Source organism: Pedobacter sp. P26, assembly GCF_050632135.1.
GTDB lineage: Bacteria > Bacteroidota > Bacteroidia > Sphingobacteriales > Sphingobacteriaceae > Pedobacter.
In genome coordinates this window covers 4,571,612-4,588,999 of record NZ_CP192574.1, presented here as the reverse complement: position 1 = coordinate 4,588,999, position 17,388 = coordinate 4,571,612, and the positions used below count along the sequence as shown (strand labels likewise).

Genomic DNA, 17,388 nt, shown 5'->3' with positions numbered 1-17,388 from the left:
GATACTCCAAAATGAAAATATCATATAACTGGTTAAAACAATTCGTACAAATTGATAAAACACCTCAGGAACTTTCGTTAATCCTTACCAACGTTGGTTTAGAAGTAGAAAGTGTAGAAAAAGTGCAGCCTGTTGTGGGCGGTTTAGAGGGTTTGGTTATCGGCGAAGTATTAACCTGTGTTCAGCATCCCAATGCTGATCGTTTGCGCATTACTACGGTTAATGTTGGCGGTAAGGAAAACCTGCAGATTGTATGCGGTGCTCCAAATGTAGGCGCCGGGCAAAAAGTAGTAGTAGCCACAGTAGGTACAACGGTATATCCTTTAGAAGGAGAACCTTTTAAAATCAAAGAATCAAAAATCAGGGGAGAACTTTCTCAGGGAATGATCTGTGCCGAAGATGAAATTGGTTTGGGTAAATCGCATGATGGGATTATGATCCTTGCCGAAGATACCGAAATAGGTATCCGTGCAAAAGATCATTTCAAAATGGATGATGATTTTGTTTTCGAAATCGGATTAACACCAAACCGTGCCGATGCGGCTTCACATTTGGGTGTGGCGAGAGATTTAGCGGCTTATTTCAGAAGTGAATATGAAATGCCTGATCTTTCTGCTTTCAAAACCGATAACGAGAATCTTGTGATTCCGGTAGAGGTAGAAGATTTGGCTGCCTGCCCGCGTTATAGCAGTTTAACCATTTCGGGTGTTACCGTACAAGAATCGCCAGACTGGTTAAAAGATAAATTAAAGGTAATTGGTTTACGCCCGATCAACAATGTGGTTGATATTACCAATTATGTGCTTCATGGTTTAGGTCAGCCGTTACATGCTTTCGATGCTGATAAAATTAGTGGCGGAAAAGTAATTGTGAAAAAAGTTGCTGAAGGTACCCCTTTTGTAACCCTTGATGATGTTGAACGTAAACTAAGTGCTGATGATTTAATGATCTGCAATGCCGAAACTCCAATGTGTATTGCAGGTGTTTTTGGAGGGAAATCATCAGGTGTGGATGCCAATACTAAAAATATCTTTTTAGAAAGTGCTTACTTCAATTCCGTTTCTGTTCGTAAAACATCGAAAAGACATGGTTTAAAAACTGATGCCTCTTTCCGTTACGAGCGGGGTACCGATCCGGAGATTACAGTTACTGCCTTAAAATACGCGGCTTTATTGATTAAAGAATTAGCAGGTGGTGAAATTTCATCCTCAATTTCTGACATTTATCCAAGTCCTATCAAACCGTTCGAATTTGAAGTAAGTTATACCAATATCAATAAATTAATCGGTGCAAATATCCCTTCAGCCGAAATCAAACACATTATTACCGCTTTGGGTATTTCGGCAACCAATACTTCTGATGATACTTTAGCTTTAAGAGTACCATCGTTTAAGGTGGATGTAACACGCGAGTGCGACATTACAGAAGAGGTATTACGTATTTACGGTTATGATAATATCGAAATCCCTTCAAAGGTAAATGCATCGCTTTCTTATAGCATTAAGCCCGAAAAAGAAAATACGCATAATGTAATTGCAGATATGCTCACTTCAAATGGCTATGCTGAAATTATGTGTAATTCGTTGACTAAATCAGCTTATTCCAAAAATTTAGATGAAGCGGTATTTATTTTAAATCCCTTAAGCAGCGATCTAAATGTAATGCGTCAGAATTTATTGATGCCTGCTTTAGAAAGTGTAGCTTACAACCAGAACCGTAAAAATGCGGATGTGAAGTTTTACGAATTCGGTAAAACATATCATTTAATCAATGAGCAGTATGTAGAGCGCCCAAGGTTGTTATTGTTGATTTCGGGAGCTAAACAAAGCGAGCAATGGAACCACAATGCTAAACCGGCTACTTTCTATAATTTAAAATCAGCAGTGGATGCCATTGTATCACGTTTGGGTATTACAAGCTATCAGTCTGACGATTTAAACGATGAAAACTTTGCTTACGGAATCAAATATTTCCGTGGAGATAAAACCCTGGTAAGTTTCGGTGCGGCTTCAAAAGCCGACCGCAAAGTGGCTGATGTAAATGCTGAGGTATTTTATGCTGATTTCGATTGGGCAACCTTATTAGATATTGTAAGGAAAAATAAAATCGTACACAGAGATGTTTCTAAATACCCGCAGGTTCGTCGCGATCTTTCATTGTTGATTGATCAAAATGTAACCTTCGATACCTTAAAAGGTATTGCATTTAAAACCGATAAAAAGCTGATCAAGGAAGTTGGTGTATTCGATGTATATGTTGGTGATAAATTACCAGAGGGGAAAAAATCGTATGCCTTAAATTTTATTTTGCAGGATGAGGAACAAACCCTAACCGATAAGCAGATTGAGCATACCATGCAGAAACTAATCGCGAATTTAACAGCACAAGCTGGTGCAGAAATTAGGAAATAAAATATAAATTCGTATTTTTAGAAATAAATTCATGGCTTCTGTTGCAGATCAGTTAGATAAAGTATTACAAAAAACAGCTCAGGTAATTGAGTTATGTAATGCGCTACAGGAAGAAAATGATTTATTAAAGCTTGAAAATCAATCGTTAAAAGTAGCACTCGATACGGCGAAGAGCAAAAATGTAGAACTTGATGAAAAATTAAGGGTTACAAAATTGGCTAAAAGTATAGAGGGGACAAGTGAAAAATCGCTTGACATTAAACAAAAAATTAACGATTTTGTGCGGGAGATTGATAAGAGTATTGCATTATTAAAAAAATAATGATGCAAAGAAATCAGAAACTAAGCTAAACAAATGGGAGAAATCTCGATTAAAATAACCATTTCCGACCGCATTTATCCACTAAAGGTAAATATGGAAGAGGAAGAAATTGTGAGACGGGCAGCAAAAATGATCAATGAGCGCATAAAAGATTATCAGGATAATTATGCGGTTAGAGATAAGCAGGATCTTCTTTCTATGGCTGTGTTGCACTATGCAACAGCTGTATTGAGAACAGAAAACAAAGTACAAAACCAGGATACTGCTGTTGCCGATAAAGTTGAAGAATTGGATGTTTTACTCAATAATTTCTTTTCAAAATAAGGTTCGTTCTTTCGGCAATTCGTCACGCTGAACTTGTTTCAGCGTCTGTTAATAAGATCCTGAAATAAATCCAATAGTTATCGGATCAGGGACGGTGCCAATATTTAGCATAAAAACATAGCCGCGGCTAGTTTTTGAGTTTCAAATTTTATAAAACTTAACACTTCAATATCTATAGGGTTAAGAGGGCGTATTTCATCTGCTATGGCACCTGAAAATGGCTTAAACCCTAATTATGCTTAGTTGAGGTTTAAAATGTATGAGACTTTAAAAATTAGTTGCGGTTTTTTTTTACATAAAAAACAAAATGGAAATAGTTGAAATATTAGGATACGTATTTGCCGTAATAGCGGGTATAGCTATCGGAGTAGTGGTAGGAAGATTCCTCCTGCGTAACTTGCTTAAACAGCAGGAAGTTGCCGCACAAAATAAAGTGAAAAAGATTTTAAAAGATGCAGAAAACAATGCAGAAATCTTAAAAAAGAATAAACTTTTAGAAGCAAAAGAAAAGTTTTTGCAAATGAAAGCGGAGCATGAGCAAGAAGTGAATGCCAAAAACAATAACATTAACCAACGCGAAAACACCATGAAGCAGAAAGAGCAATCGGTGAACCAGCGCATGGAAAACTTCAATAAAAAAGAACAGGAACTGGATAAGCAAAAAGCTAATCTTGAAAAACAAACCGATCTTGCTGTAAAGAGACAAGAAGAAGTAGAAGTATTAAAAAATCAGCACCTTAAACAATTAGAAACCATCGCTGGTCTTTCTGCGGAAGAAGCGAAAGAACAATTGGTAGAAAACCTGAAACAAGAAGCCCGTACCCAGGCCATGATGCAGGTGAAGGATATTGTTGATGAAGCCAAATTAACAGCGAGCAAAGAAGCTAAAAAAGTGGTTATCCAAACCATTCAACGTACCGCTACAGAGGCTGCTATTGAAAATTCTGTGTCTATATTCCATATCGAAAGCGACGAGATTAAAGGACGCGTTATTGGTAGAGAAGGTAGAAATATCCGTGCTTTAGAAGCTGCAACCGGTATTGAGATTATTGTGGATGACACACCGGAAGCCATTATTTTATCAGGTTTCGACCCGGTAAGAAGAGAAATAGCCCGCCTGGCTTTACACCGTTTGGTAACAGATGGTCGTATCCACCCGGCACGTATTGAAGAAATTGTAGCGAAGACCAAAAAACAGATCGAAGACGAAATTGTAGAGATTGGTGAACGTACCGTGATCGATTTAGGTATTCACGGTTTACACCCTGAATTGATCCGTATGGTTGGCCGTATGCGTTACCGTTCATCTTACGGACAAAACTTGTTACATCACTCTCGTGAGGTAGCTAATTTCTGTGCAACAATGGCTGCAGAATTAGGCTTAAATGCTAAAATGGCTAAACGTGCAGGTCTATTACACGATATAGGTAAAGTGCCTGATGATAATCCGGAATTGCCACATGCAATTTTAGGTATGCAACTGGCCGAAAAATATAAAGAACACCCTGAAATTTGTAATGCCATTGGTGCCCACCACGATGAAATTGAGATGACTTCGATGATCTCTCCAATAGTACAGGCTTGTGATGCGATCTCTGGCGCTCGCCCGGGTGCACGTCGTGAGGTGGTAGAAAGTTATATTAAACGCCTTAAAGATTTAGAAGAACTCGCTTTATCTTACCCAGGTGTGGAAAAAACTTTCGCCATTCAGGCTGGTAGAGAATTACGTGTAATTGTAGAAAGCGAACGCATTACTGATGCGCAGGCAGAACTTTTAGCTGCTGATATTTCGACACGTATTCAAACCGAAATGACTTATCCGGGGCAGATTAAGGTTACCGTAATCAGGGAAACCCGTTCTGTAGCATTTGCTAAATAATGATTAAGAGACCAAACCTATAAGGTCTCTAAGATTAAACAATATAGTAAGCGATGGAATATCCATCGCTTTTTTTATTTTTACATAATGAGCAAGCAAACCATTCAAATTGAACCAAAGAGACCTGTAGATGTGCTTTTTGATAAGTACGCCGAAAGTCACCAAAACCCGACTAACAAACTGGTACACTGGATTTGTGTGCCGTTGATCGTATTCAGTTTATTGGGTTTAATCTGGCAGATTCCTTTTCCGCATCTCGGTTTTCTGGGCAGTTATAATGGGTTCTTTAACTGGGCTTCGTTCCTTTTGGCCTTTAGCTTGTATTATTATTTCACTTTATCACCCGTATTGTTTTTCATGATGATCTGGGTGGTGGGGTTAATGAGTTACATCATCGTAAAAATTGAGCAGGCGGTAGGCTTAGGAAGTGGAACAGCTTATGCCATTTATGCCGCAATATTTGTTGCGGCCTGGGTTGGTCAGTTTATTGGTCATAAAATTGAAGGAAAGAAACCATCATTTCTGGATGATGTTAAGTTCCTGTTAATTGGACCGATCTGGTTATTGCACTTCATTTGCAGGAAAACGGGGATTAGATATTAGGATTGAAATGTTGTTAACTCAGAATTAACCTTAAGGTAAACAAACCTTAATTAACATCTAACCTGAAGTTAACACTGTGGTAATAATTTTGCCCTTATCAAATAAAGGCAAATTGGAATTACTAAACTCTTTTAAAAGAGCGGCACTTACTGTGTTCGCTTTGACGATGAGCATACTTTCGTATGCACAAACTGGAAAAATTTCCGGAACAGTTACCGATAAAAAAACGGGAGAAACCTTAATTGGGGTAACGGTTAAAATTAAAGGAACAACTAAAGGTACTTCTACAGGTGCTGATGGTAAATATATTATCGCTGCATTACAGGATGGTAAATTTATAGTAGAAGCATCTTACGTAGGTTATGCTACAAAAGAAGTACCCGCTGTAGAAGTAAATGGTGGAGGTATAACAACCTTAAACCTGGCGCTTGATGAATCGAATTCTCAGAAATTAGCTGATGTACAAGTAAAAGGTGTAGCTGGTAAAGAAAGCGAAACCGCTTTACTATCATTGCAAAAAAATGCTATTGAGATTAAACAAGGTATCGGAATCCAGGAATTATCCAGAAAAGGAGTAAGTGATGTTGAAGAAGGATTAACAAAAATTACTGGTATTACTAAAGTAGACGGCAGGGGGTTATTTGTAAGGGGTTTAGAAGACAGGTATAATAATCTCTTAATAAATGGTTTGGCTGTACCTTCTAACAATCCCTTCAAAAAAATTATCCCGTTAGATCTTTTCCCGACAGACATTGTAAGTGTTTTAGAAACCTACAAAACATTCAACGCAGGTTTATACGGCGATTTTGCCGGTGGAACATTCAATATTGTAACCGCTAAGGGCGAAAAAGCAATAACTAAAATTAATATCGGGACCAGCTTTCTTTCAAACAGCAGCTTTAAGAAATTCTTAAGGCCTGAGGGTGAGACTTCAATTGGTGATTACTTCGGTTTTACAGGAAGTGACCGTAAACTACCTAAGGTTTTTCGAAAGGCACCTTCAGCATATACGATGTCGGCAAGCGAAGCCAATTCACAGTTCGGTTCGGGATTTGACGTTGAGGAGGGCAATGCACCACTAAATACAAACATAGGCATATTACACACGCAGAAAATCAGGTTTGAAAATAACCGATATTTCCAGTATCTGGTCTCTGTAAATACAGATAATAACTTTCAGGTTAGAGAGGGAGTCGATCGTTTTTTCAATACAGCACAAGGTATTTATGACAATAATTTATACACCACCAAGTATAGGTTTTCTACCAATTCATCTTTATTGGGTGCTATTAATTATGGTTCAAATAGGTTAAACCTGAATTTAAATGCATTTTATTTAAAGGGAACTGAAGCCATGATACAGGATCAATTGGGTTATACGAATAGCCAGGCTACTGCCACTAACTCGTTTATCCGCCTAAATCAATTGCAAAAAACCGATTTCTTTACTGGTCAGTTATTTGCAAATTATAAAATAACTGCAGATGATACACATAGCGTAAGGGCTGGGGTTTCTTATTCAAAAACAGATTACCAACTACCAGACAGGAAGTCGTTTAAAGGAGCAATGCTCGATGAGAATACCACATCGATCAGTTACACGGGGAATAGTATTACCAGACAGTATATGGATTTTAACGGTGATTTTTTCGGCTCTGGTTTATTAGAATATAATTGGAAATTTGGAGAAGACGACAATGGAGCAAAGGCGCATAAATTATCAGTTGGTTATAACGGATCTTTTAATAAAATCGAATCTAATTTTAGATTCTTGGTTTCACAAAATCTATTATCTAATAACGCCACTTTAAACACAAATAAACCTGACGCTACACTTTCAGAACAAATTGCTAATGGTGGTTTTACTTATAACGAAGGTTCGGGTGCAACCTATATTGCTAAAATGCAGGAAAGTGTAAATGCCGGTTACGCTGATTTATCTCTTAAAATTAATGAAAAACTAAATTTAAATGGTGGTTTAAGGATTGAACAGTCACAAAGGATTACTAGGTTCAGGAATCCGGGAGATTTTGATGCCCCTTTTCAAAAGGTAACAAAAAATAATACGGATCTTTTGCCAGCTGTAAACTTTAAATATTCGGTCTCCGAGAAAACAAACTTAAGACTGTCGCTTTCAAAAACGTTAACCAAGCCGGTTATTATGGAAGCTTTCCCTTTAGAGTTTGTGAATCCCGATGCCACAATTGAAAACGGTAACCCAAATGTAGTTAACAGTCAAAACTACAATGCTGATCTGAAATACGAATTTTTCCCTTCCAGTACCGAAATGTTTGCCATAACAGGTTTTGCTAAATATTTAAAAAACCCAATCGAGCGTCTATTTCTACAATCAGCAGGTAGCGGTGGATTGGCCATTACCTATGATAACTCTAAAAAAGCAATATTATACGGTGCTGAATTGGAATTTTTATTACAACTTTCTAGGCTCAGCGAATCGCTGTCTAATTTCTCTGTAGGTTTCAATACCTCGTTGATGTACACCCAAACAACCATAGATAAGGTGAAAAATAGTGCAGAAACTGCTGCGATCGGCAACGATAATACCCGCAGGCTTCAAGGGGCTTCGCCATGGTTAATCAATGCTGACATAAAACACGAAACTGATTTTAGCAAAAAATGGAAAAGTACCATGACATTGGCTTACAATATTTATGGTGAACGTATTTATGCTGTAGGTACAAATGGATTAGATAACTATTACGAAAAACCATTTGGTAAACTCGATTTTATTTGGAACAACAAAATCTCAAATAAATGGGATGTGAAGTTTGGCGTAGAGAATATTTTAAACCCAACTTACAAGATTGATTTGGGGGAGAAAAGTACAGTAAAGATATATGAGAATGACTTAACGGTTAAAGATTATAAAAGAGGTGTTGGCGTGTCATTAGGTCTGGGGTATACATTTTAATCTAAGATTACATTTATTAATCTTCGGTTTACGCAATGTTAAAACTGAGTTAATGTATTGAAAACATAGGAAAACTAAATTTACAAAGGAAAATTAAAAAAGAGTTAAAATGAAAAAATTACTTTATGCAATTGCTGTGTCAGCTACAATTTTTACGGGCTGTTCAAAAGATGATGATGAGGAAGTACCTACAAAAGTTCCGGTGGTAGGTGAAATCACTGGTGATATTACAACTAACAGAACACTAGCTTTTGGTAATTATACGTTAAAAGGTATTGTTAAAATTCAATCAGGTGTTACCTTAACTATCGAAGCAGGTTCTACTTTTACTGCAGATAAAACTGATGGTGATGATGGTTTAGTTGTATTAAATGGTGGTAAGCTAATTGCCAATGGAACTGCTGATAATCCGATCGTATTAACAGAGAAATCAAAAATTGGTGGCTCTTGGAACGGTATCATTATGTATGGTGATGCGCCAATCGTAAATTCTGCAACAAAACCAGCGCCGCAAACAGCTACTTCAGAAGATGGTTTAACTTTGTCGTATGGTGGAACTAATGCAACACACAATGGCGGTTCATTAAAATATGTAAGAGTAGAATACGCAGGTCGTGTAATTACTACGAACTCAAAAGAACAAAACGGTTTCTCTTTCTATTCAGTAGGTAGTGGAACGGTTCTAGAGAATCTGGTTTCTTATAAAGGAAATGATGATGGTTTCGAATTTTACGGTGGTACTGTAAGCGCTAAAAACTTAATCTCTTATGGCAATGCTGATGATTCATTCGATTGGCAAGACGGATGGAGAGGCCAAGACAATACCAACTGGTTTGCTTATCAAACGGGTGTTGGGAATTACGGTATGGAAGTAGAATCAAAAGGAGTAAACAACGAGTTCTGGCCAAAAATTACAAACATAACTTTAAAAAGAGCTGCTGGTACAACAACCGAAGCACAGAGCGAAATCCAATTAGATGCTTTTCAGTTTAAAGCAGAAGGTAATGGCGATTACAGCAATATCATAATTGATGGATACAATAGTCAAACAACTCCTACAGCATTTGCAGGTGGTGCTGTTCAGATTAAAGATTTACTAACCTACGACGACCAGGTATTGACAGGTAAAATCAAATTAACAAATGTTAAAGTAACTAATACTCCAACTTTGTTCATTACTGGTGCAGCAGGATTTACTGTATCTGCTGCTAGTTTTGGTACAAACTGGACAACCTCTACAACTGCAACTGGTGCTTCTTTAACAAAAGGCAAATGGGCAACTGTTGATGGTGTAGATTTGTTAGCTAATCTATAATCATTACACTTCCTGTACCAACAGGTATTAAAAGGGTGTTCATCATGATGATGGACACCCTTTTTTTGTGCGCTGGGAATGGCAATCAACTATCGGCTTGAAGGCTCGAACACTCGAACACGCTTAATAGTTGGAAGTGTTAGATAGAGAAAAAGGTGTCGTGGGTGACTGCGAATCTCAGGGAAGTCGGCTGCAAATATGGGGGCTTACTAACAAAAACCGTATATAAGTCGGATTTAGTTAAGGTGATATTGCCAAACAAACAAGCCTAATATTGGACGGGAACTATTACATAGATACAGTCGCCACATCCATAGGAATTAGATTGACTTATCCCAGCAGGGGTGAATGAGTGCTGTCGAATGTCTATTGGACGAAAGTATTCCAAATAATTATTTGATTAGCCCTGGCCATTACCCTAATTAATGGCTTCAGAAGAGATAATTACCTTTTGTGGTTACCAGATTATCCCCAAAACTACTTCTCCTGTACCGTCTGTTTACCAATCCTTTACCCTTTAAGTAATAAATAGGTAGAGAAAAGGTAAGCAAAGGGTTAACAAGGGGTTAACCTGGTGTAGAGAAAAGGTAAACAAAGGGTAAAGAATAGGTAGAGAACGTAAACGACATTTTGTCTGCCCAACTAAAAAATAATGGCACAACAATCCGTAATATCATATTAAAATACACTTATATTCTATTTTTATTTTATGTATGTTTTATCATTTCTTTTTGTGTTTTTATGTTTAAATATTTGTATTTTTTATTAGCAATAACTTAATAATTTATTTATTATAGCTTAACAGTAAGATGGTTAATTTGGATAGGAAAACCTAACTATGAAAAAAACATCTACTTTAAGCTCATTCTCCAGGAAAATGGGCTTGGCAGCTTTGCTGCTAACCTTAAGCATCTATTCATGTAAAAAATCTGAACCCTCTGTTATCGCGACCGAAAGCAAAGCACAAGTTGACGCTACTGCACTTGCAAAAATCAAAGAAATGGGCTTTCAAACAGATGGTATTAAAGAATCTGGCGATTACTACGTGGTGGAAGGGGATATCCTGATCTCGAAGAAATCGCTATCCACAGATAAAAATACTGAAAAAGCAACAAATGCAAGTGGTAAAATAGCGCAGGGTAATACCAATCAGTTAATTCAGGGAAACCTCACAAATGTTATTATCACCCAGGAAGATTTCGATACCAGGTGGTTTTATGCAATTCGGGAAGCGATAACTGCCTGGAATGCGATAGGTAACTGCCGCATCAATTTAATCCATTCTTATAATCAATTTTATCCACCTTACACAAGTCCTGTTACCCCTAATATTACCATTAGAAAAGTAAATCTGGGGACAGGTGCATTTGGACAAGCAGATTTCCCAACCGATGCAGGACAGCCCGGAGCTAATATTTGGGTAAATCATGTTACCAATAATGTTACCAGTACAGGTGCCGACAATGGTATACCAAGAAGCCATGCCCAGGATGTGTTTATGTTGATACACGAAATTGGCCATTGTTTGGGCTTGCGTCATACAGATTACAATGGAGAAGGTAACTACGATGCTTACGGTAGGTATGTAGGCGTTAATGCTATACCTGGCACGCCCTCAACAGGCGCTGCGTCGGCAGATCCAAATTCAGTAATGAACTCTGGCAGACTTGGTACTTCAAGAACCTGGACTGATTTTTCATCGTATGATGTAATTGCCGCTCAGTATTTATACCCGCCGGTAACCACTCCATTTGTAAGTACCTTTAAAAATGTGATTAACGGGCCATCTTCCAATTCGGCAGGTGCAACGGTGACTAGTACAGCAGGCGCCACGTACAATGGTGGTTATTATGAATGGAGAATGTTAGATCAAAGTTTAAATGTTGTATTGCCGGTAAGCAGTTTTAGTGATTTTCCACAGCAGGAATGGTCGTACGGTACTCCTGGAACTTATTATCTAGAGTGTCGTTTGGTTGGTTTAGAATGTCAGGGAGAATGGGCAAGGCAAACCGTTACTTTTAATTAGATAGTAGTAGAAATAGAACATAAAAAGCAGGGTATTTCCATTAGAAAATTATCCTGCTTTTTTATTTAAAACTGGTTATGCACTAAAAGGTGATTTATGACCGTATGCGGTTAACTAAATTTTAATTTACTCCGCTATCGGCTCTTTTTTTACTGCTTTCTTTTCTGCAATAGGTTTAGCTGTTTTAGCCTTCGGAGTTGCAGGAGTAACCTGCTCTTCTTTGATATATGGCGTTATAGAATCATCCTGAGTATGGAAAGTAACTTTTTTAGTCAATTGCTTTGCAAATTTTTCGATTACTTTATCGGCTTTTTTGGCTTTGCCGTATTGGATAACAAGTTCGTTAAATACAAGGGCTAATTTCGACTCTAATTCTTTACGTAATTTTTTGCCTGTCGAATGATTTTTCGACTTAGATTTATTCTTTTTCATTTAAAACTTATGGGTTTTCCCAAAGATAGAGAATCGGAAAGTTAAATTAGTATTATCATTGTGTTAACAGATAGTTTGCTGCTTAACATATAAAATATTTCTCCTAACTTGTGTTAAATCTAAGAGGTTAGCATTTAATCGAACGAATATGAATTACTCAATAGTAATCGGCGTTGCAGTGTTAGTGGTTATTTTAATTGCTTACCTGATTAAAAGAAACCAAAAGGATGAGGAAGCGTTTGAGGAGGAGGTAATCCAATCAGAACTTCCCCCGGAGAAAGACGATAAAGAAAATAGCTAAAAGTATTTCCCGGCGCGATTTCGCCACCCAGATCCAGTGTATTCTGAAACCCTTCGAGGTATTGTAGTAAATGCCGCTCAGCATTTGCGTAAGAAGTAAATGTAGATGCCGGTTCATAGGCGTCAGCATCAGTTTTGCTTTTGTAAAATGAACTGATTTTGAAAACGAAAATTTTGTCGTCGTTAATAGGCGACATAATTCTAGCCTTTATGGCGTGGCCGTTTACCTCAACAAAAATTCTTTTATAACAGTATAGATAACAGCAGACATAGACAAGGTTTTAGATTTAACTCAAATATAAAGGTCTAAATTACCTTAAATAGCTCATGAATCAATCTGTTGTTGATAAGATAACATTTCATTAACATTAAATTAACTTTTAATTAAGGTGCTGAATACTTATCGCCTGTTTAAAAATTGAATAAAATTATCTCGTATGTCAGTCTGAGCGTAGTCGAGGACCATTTTCAACACATTGATAAAAGCAATCCATTACGCTCAGCGTGACAGCAAAATGCTGAGTAATATTTGCTATAAAAATTTAAATAGGTGCTAAATCTTTAGCGTTTTATAGGCTCGTAGGCATAAACCACTTCATATTTACTGTTCTTAAAATTTGAAGAAAGTTGCCCGATTTTTAAGTTTTGTGACTGAGGTGTAGGTTCACAATACGAATATTTTCTGCCTTTATAAGTAACGGGTTCGCCAACTGGTTTTTCAAACTGTACGGCAATAGTTAAATGTTTAGGGTATAACAAGGCAATCATCGGCAGGTTATATATTTCCTTTACCAGATAGAAAAATAATGCAGCCCGGTCATCGCAATCGCTGTAGGTACTTAATAATGTTTGTTCAGGCGAAAAACGTTTTTCCTTACCAAAGTTTTCATCGTCATCTTCATATAAAAAACCATAACGGGTAAATCTCATCAGGTAATCAACACCTTTTTTCTGATCCATGCCTTTTAGGTTTTCTTTTAAGGTGGGAATAAGAGAGCTGTATGTTTCCCGGCTTAAAGGAATATTAAAATAACTCTCAAAATCCACTACTGGATAATTTTTAAAAATGGTTTGTACATCTTCATTAACTTTTAACTTAAAATGATGAATTTTTTGACGGTAACTAAATTCGATATCCTTCTCCTGGTAACTTTCTGGTTTAAAATCGGGCATTCTGGTAACCTTATAAGAGAACGGATTTTTACCCTCCGGAATTGAAATTTTAACGGGCTTGTAAGCATTGGCCTGTTTAAACAGTTTACCATAATCATGGTAATTAAGGCACATAAACTTTTTATTGTCAACCATAAAAAACGGAATATCGCTGATATCCTCTTCATTTCTTACATAAAATATAACCTGATCATTACCTACGGCTAACCTTGCATCGTAACCGCATTTACTCAGTAAAAACCATTTGTATAAAGTATAGCCAAAATAATTATCTGCTTTCGGACTAATCTGTTCGGCCGTCTTACGGATCAGTTGATAATAAATCCAGTCGTTTAAATGATATTTTTTCTGGTATTTTTCTAAAGAGGAAATAAGGGGCGCATACTGACCAGATGAGATGCGGCTGTAAAAGTTTGAAACAGCTGATGTAGTAGCTGTTTTAGGTATAGGAAAAACGACTGAAGAATCTACACTAAAGTTAAAAGTTCCATCATAAAAATCGAAAGAATAGTGCTGTCCCTTCGAGATGACGGTATTCATCATCAGGCAAAAGAACATAATGGTACTCAAAACATATTTGTAAATCCCTCTTTTCAAACCGCTTTATATTTGGTTACATTAAATTTACTTATTATTAACACAAAAGCAACAATTTCTTTATGTGAATAATGAGATAGCGTTTAACGGGAAATTAACATTGGGTTTTTATGAATTCGGACCAGGTTACTTTTTTAGGGCATAAAGTCCCTTTCTTAAATGGTTTAAAAGTGAGGTATTACAATCTTTACAGTCTATTTCTTTCAAATGGATGGGTTTGCCAATACTGATTTTTAACCGATGACCATTTTTGTTGAATAACTCTGAAATCAGCTTTGCTGTTTGTAATGAAGGATGTATAAACTTCAGCAGGCTAAAAAAGATGCCGTTATTGCCATGAAAATACACCGGTAGTATCGGTACATTGGCCTTGGAGATGATTTTTCCAACCACGGGATGCCATTCACGGTCTGTAATCTGATTTTTTCTGAATTTATAAGAAGAAACTTCGCCTGCCGGAAAAATAGCAACCGGACTACCAGCTTTTAAAACTTTTAAAGTTGTTTTTAATCCGCTAATACTTGATGAATCCTGAACTTTTTCGAAAGGATTTACCGCGATAATACATTTCTCCAGATTTGGGATTTTCTTTAACAGAAAATTCCCCATGAACATCGTATCAGGTCGGTGATTGGCAAGTATGCTTAATAATGCCAATGATTCTATGGCGCCGTAGGGATGGTTTGCAATCGCAATGAATGCGCCTTCTTTTGGAATATGGGCTAAATCCTCATCACTGATCTGAATAGTAACCCCCAGAACCTCCAGGATATGATTGGCAAATTTTTCTCCTTCTAAGGTATTGGCATCTCTAATAATTCCGTTGAAGTCGTTAATCTTTAAGAACTTCATTAAGAAGGAAGCAAGACCAGGAATTGGAATATTACAAATGCCTGTTGCCTTTGAAAAATTCTCTTTAGAAATGACTGTCATAATGAAAGTTCAAAATTGATTCCATTAGGGAAGCAATTTGATAAATGATTTTTTATTGAGTTAAATATAAGGGTGGGAAACATTCGGTTCTCACAAAGAAGAATGTTTATCATAGCTCATACAGAGTACCTAAAGATAATGGAATAATATGAACAACTGCGTATTAATCGATTAAGAAATTGTAAGGAATGAAATTTTATAAATAATATTTCATTAACACCAATTTAACAAGGTAAACCTACTTTTGTGGCATAAATATTTGGTTAGTATTTATAAAGTTTAGGTTAGTTGATAATAAAAAACCCAGATGGATGTCTGGGTTTTTTTATTGAATTAATTTATAGATTTTTGCCGAGTTTTTCGAGCATTTCAGGTGGAATATTATGTGTATCTACCACTAAGAAGCCATCTAAACAATCAGAAAATTTAGGATCGATATTAAATGATATAATTTTTGCATTCAGGTTCATATATTGTCTTAGCAATACCGGGATCTTGATATGCGAGTTTTCAATGTCTCCGATAATACTGTCTAAATCTTTAAAAGACTCGCTGCTATCAACCAGGGTATCGGTAGAAATAGGCAATAAATCGGCTTTGAATTTGTTCCGGGGTTTAACATATTTAGCCATCTCATAATCGAAATGGTTTTTGGTAATATAATCTACAATTAGGGCCTTACTGAATTTTGAGAAATTGTTGCTGATACTTACCGGACCGAACATATAACGGTACTGTGGGTTATCGATCAGGTATTTTAGAATTCCTTTCCAAAGCAGGAACAGTGGTAGCGGCTTACCCTGGTATTCTTTCCTGATCCACGATCTGCCCAACTCGATACCCTGCTTCAACATGGGGTAAAACTGATCTTTCATTTTAAAAAGTTCAGAAAGGTAGAAACCACGGCGGCCCATGCTCTCTAAAATTTCATCACCTTTACCTATCCGGTAAGCACCTACAATATTTTCTAAATCTTTATCCCATATAAATAAATGGTTATAGTAGATATCGTAGTTGTCGAGATCGATTTTTTTGTTGGTACCTTCACCTACTTCACGGAAAGTAATTTCTCGTAAACGGCCAATTTCCCTTAAAATATTCGGGATTTTTAAAGTCGGAACAATATATACCTCGTAATTTTTCTCCGTCCAAACCCTGAAATCTTCCAGAAGCGCTACCTCATTTTTAATTAAGAGCCTCGAAGTTTCTTCAATTACCTCAGCAGGTTTCTTTTTAATTTTAAATAAGTTTAACGGGTTAAAGAGTTTTTTCTCTGTGTCTAAACCAATACCAAGCGCATACGTACGGGCTCTTAAAAAGTCCATCAGTTTATTGCTGCTGTTCATGTGCGAAATTTCAGATACGGCTATTGGTTTACCAATCCGTACCTTAATGGTGCGCCCATGTTTATTTAAAAACTCCGAAGGTAGTTTTGCTGTACGCAGGGTAGGGTGTATGAAACTCAAAATGTTAAAGAAAACACCGTTATTACCATGAAAATAAATAGGTACAACAGGTACTTTTGCTTTGGCAATCAGTTTTCCAACAACAGGATGCCACATCCTGTCGGTTACCTGCTGAGCATCTAATTTAAAGGTAGAAACTTCTCCTGCAGGGAAAATACCAATTGGCGTTCCATTTCTAAGTAAATCAAAAGTAGTTTTTAATCCACTGATACTTGAAGAATGCTGCACATTTTCGAAAGGATTTACAGCAACAAAAAATTCATCAAGGTTTGGTATTTTTTTCAAAATGAAATTTACCATTACCTTTGCATCGGGCCTAACCGTACACAATAGTTTAACTAAAGCCAAACCTTCTACACCACCATAAGGGTGATTTGCGATTGCGATAAAAGGGCCTGTTTTAGGAATACAATTTAAATCATCATCATCAAATTCTATAGAAACGCCAATGGTTTCTAATATCTTGTCTACAAATTCTAAGCCTTTAAAATGTTGATTTTGAGCAAATACGTCGTTAATGTCGTTCAGTTTCATGATCTCCATCATCAAACCTGCCAAACCTGGTACACCTAGCTTATCTATCTTTGTTGCTTTCGCAAACTCAGATGTAGTTATGATCTTCATATAAATTCTTAGATTGTTGATAGGCAAAACCTATTCTGTTTTGCAATCCCA

The 17,388-nt window shown here is 36.8% G+C and carries 13 protein-coding genes; 8 read left to right on the top strand and 5 right to left on the bottom strand.

The genetic code is table 11. The annotated features are described in order from the left end of the window. The first annotated feature begins 11 nt into the window (after positions 1–11). The 8 genes from pheT (at position 12) to ACQ86H_RS21230 (ending at position 11,812) form a co-directional block, all read left to right on the top strand. Positions 12–2,411 carry a phenylalanine--tRNA ligase subunit beta gene (gene pheT, locus ACQ86H_RS21265; RefSeq protein ID WP_431292394.1) on the top strand — a complete coding sequence of 800 codons (2,400 nt, stop codon included), beginning with the start codon at positions 12–14 and terminating at the stop codon, positions 2,409–2,411. 31 nt (positions 2,412–2,442) lie between these two features. After that, positions 2,443–2,733 (top strand): hypothetical protein, encoded by a 291-nt coding sequence (locus tag ACQ86H_RS21260; RefSeq protein ID WP_138820612.1) that lies wholly within the window; start codon positions 2,443–2,445, stop codon positions 2,731–2,733. A gap of 33 nt (positions 2,734–2,766) precedes the next feature. Beyond that, on the top strand, positions 2,767–3,057 hold the full coding sequence (locus ACQ86H_RS21255; protein ID WP_025143281.1) for a cell division protein ZapA: 291 nt from the start codon (positions 2,767–2,769) through the stop codon (positions 3,055–3,057). Positions 3,058–3,364: 307 nt separating this feature from the next. Continuing rightward, a complete protein-coding gene (gene rny / locus ACQ86H_RS21250) occupies positions 3,365–4,936 on the top strand; it encodes a ribonuclease Y (RefSeq protein ID WP_431292393.1) in 1,572 nt (523 codons plus the stop codon). Positions 4,937–5,023: 87 nt separating this feature from the next. Further along, positions 5,024–5,539: a DUF962 domain-containing protein gene (locus tag ACQ86H_RS21245; RefSeq protein WP_431292392.1), complete on the top strand. Its 516-nt coding sequence runs from the start codon at positions 5,024–5,026 to the stop codon at positions 5,537–5,539. Between the two features lie 112 nt (positions 5,540–5,651). After that, a complete protein-coding gene (locus tag ACQ86H_RS21240; RefSeq protein ID WP_431292391.1) occupies positions 5,652–8,471 on the top strand; it encodes a TonB-dependent receptor domain-containing protein in 2,820 nt (939 codons plus the stop codon). 109 nt (positions 8,472–8,580) lie between these two features. Beyond that, positions 8,581–9,786 (top strand): hypothetical protein, encoded by a 1,206-nt coding sequence (locus ACQ86H_RS21235; protein ID WP_431292390.1) that lies wholly within the window; start codon positions 8,581–8,583, stop codon positions 9,784–9,786. Positions 9,787–10,624: 838 nt separating this feature from the next. After that, complete coding sequence (locus tag ACQ86H_RS21230; protein ID WP_431292389.1) at positions 10,625–11,812, top strand: M57 family metalloprotease; 1,188 nt, start codon at positions 10,625–10,627, stop codon at positions 11,810–11,812. A 126-nt stretch (positions 11,813–11,938) separates the two neighbouring features. On the opposite strand, the gene ACQ86H_RS21225 is transcribed toward ACQ86H_RS21230, so the two are convergent. The 5 genes from ACQ86H_RS21225 to ACQ86H_RS21205 form a co-directional block, all read right to left on the bottom strand. Beyond that, a complete protein-coding gene (locus ACQ86H_RS21225; RefSeq protein WP_431292388.1) occupies positions 11,939–12,244 on the bottom strand; it encodes a hypothetical protein in 306 nt (101 codons plus the stop codon). A gap of 209 nt (positions 12,245–12,453) precedes the next feature. Beyond that, entirely contained in the window at positions 12,454–12,741 is a 288-nt protein-coding gene (locus ACQ86H_RS21220) for a hypothetical protein (RefSeq protein WP_431292387.1), read from the bottom strand. Between the two features lie 364 nt (positions 12,742–13,105). Further along, positions 13,106–14,314, bottom strand: a complete 1,209-nt coding sequence (locus tag ACQ86H_RS21215; protein WP_431292386.1) for a hypothetical protein — start codon at positions 14,312–14,314, stop codon at positions 13,106–13,108. A 126-nt stretch (positions 14,315–14,440) separates the two neighbouring features. Next, the gene (locus ACQ86H_RS21210) at positions 14,441–15,247 is read right to left on the bottom strand and encodes a lysophospholipid acyltransferase family protein (protein WP_431292385.1); all 807 of its coding nucleotides are present in this window, start codon (positions 15,245–15,247) and stop codon (positions 14,441–14,443) included. 338 nt (positions 15,248–15,585) lie between these two features. After that, positions 15,586–17,337, bottom strand: a complete 1,752-nt coding sequence (locus tag ACQ86H_RS21205) for a lysophospholipid acyltransferase family protein (protein ID WP_138820622.1) — start codon at positions 17,335–17,337, stop codon at positions 15,586–15,588. Positions 17,338–17,388: the final 51 nt, after the last annotated feature.

What these genes read in the sequence shown, in the direction of transcription:
- pheT (WP_431292394.1), top strand. Translation starts at nt 12, where the DNA reads ATGAAAATATCATATAACTGGTTAAAACAATTCGTACAAATTGATAAA.
- ACQ86H_RS21260 (WP_138820612.1), top strand. Translation starts at nt 2,443, where the DNA reads ATGGCTTCTGTTGCAGATCAGTTAGATAAAGTATTACAAAAAACAGCT.
- ACQ86H_RS21255 (WP_025143281.1), top strand. Translation starts at nt 2,767, where the DNA reads ATGGGAGAAATCTCGATTAAAATAACCATTTCCGACCGCATTTATCCA.
- rny (WP_431292393.1), top strand. Translation starts at nt 3,365, where the DNA reads ATGGAAATAGTTGAAATATTAGGATACGTATTTGCCGTAATAGCGGGT.
- ACQ86H_RS21245 (WP_431292392.1), top strand. Translation starts at nt 5,024, where the DNA reads ATGAGCAAGCAAACCATTCAAATTGAACCAAAGAGACCTGTAGATGTG.
- ACQ86H_RS21235 (WP_431292390.1), top strand. Translation starts at nt 8,581, where the DNA reads ATGAAAAAATTACTTTATGCAATTGCTGTGTCAGCTACAATTTTTACG.
- ACQ86H_RS21230 (WP_431292389.1), top strand. Translation starts at nt 10,625, where the DNA reads ATGAAAAAAACATCTACTTTAAGCTCATTCTCCAGGAAAATGGGCTTG.
- ACQ86H_RS21225 (WP_431292388.1), bottom strand. Translation starts at nt 12,244, where the DNA reads ATGAAAAAGAATAAATCTAAGTCGAAAAATCATTCGACAGGCAAAAAA.
- ACQ86H_RS21220 (WP_431292387.1), bottom strand. Translation starts at nt 12,741, where the DNA reads ATGTCGCCTATTAACGACGACAAAATTTTCGTTTTCAAAATCAGTTCA.
- ACQ86H_RS21210 (WP_431292385.1), bottom strand. Translation starts at nt 15,247, where the DNA reads ATGACAGTCATTTCTAAAGAGAATTTTTCAAAGGCAACAGGCATTTGT.
- ACQ86H_RS21205 (WP_138820622.1), bottom strand. Translation starts at nt 17,337, where the DNA reads ATGAAGATCATAACTACATCTGAGTTTGCGAAAGCAACAAAGATAGAT.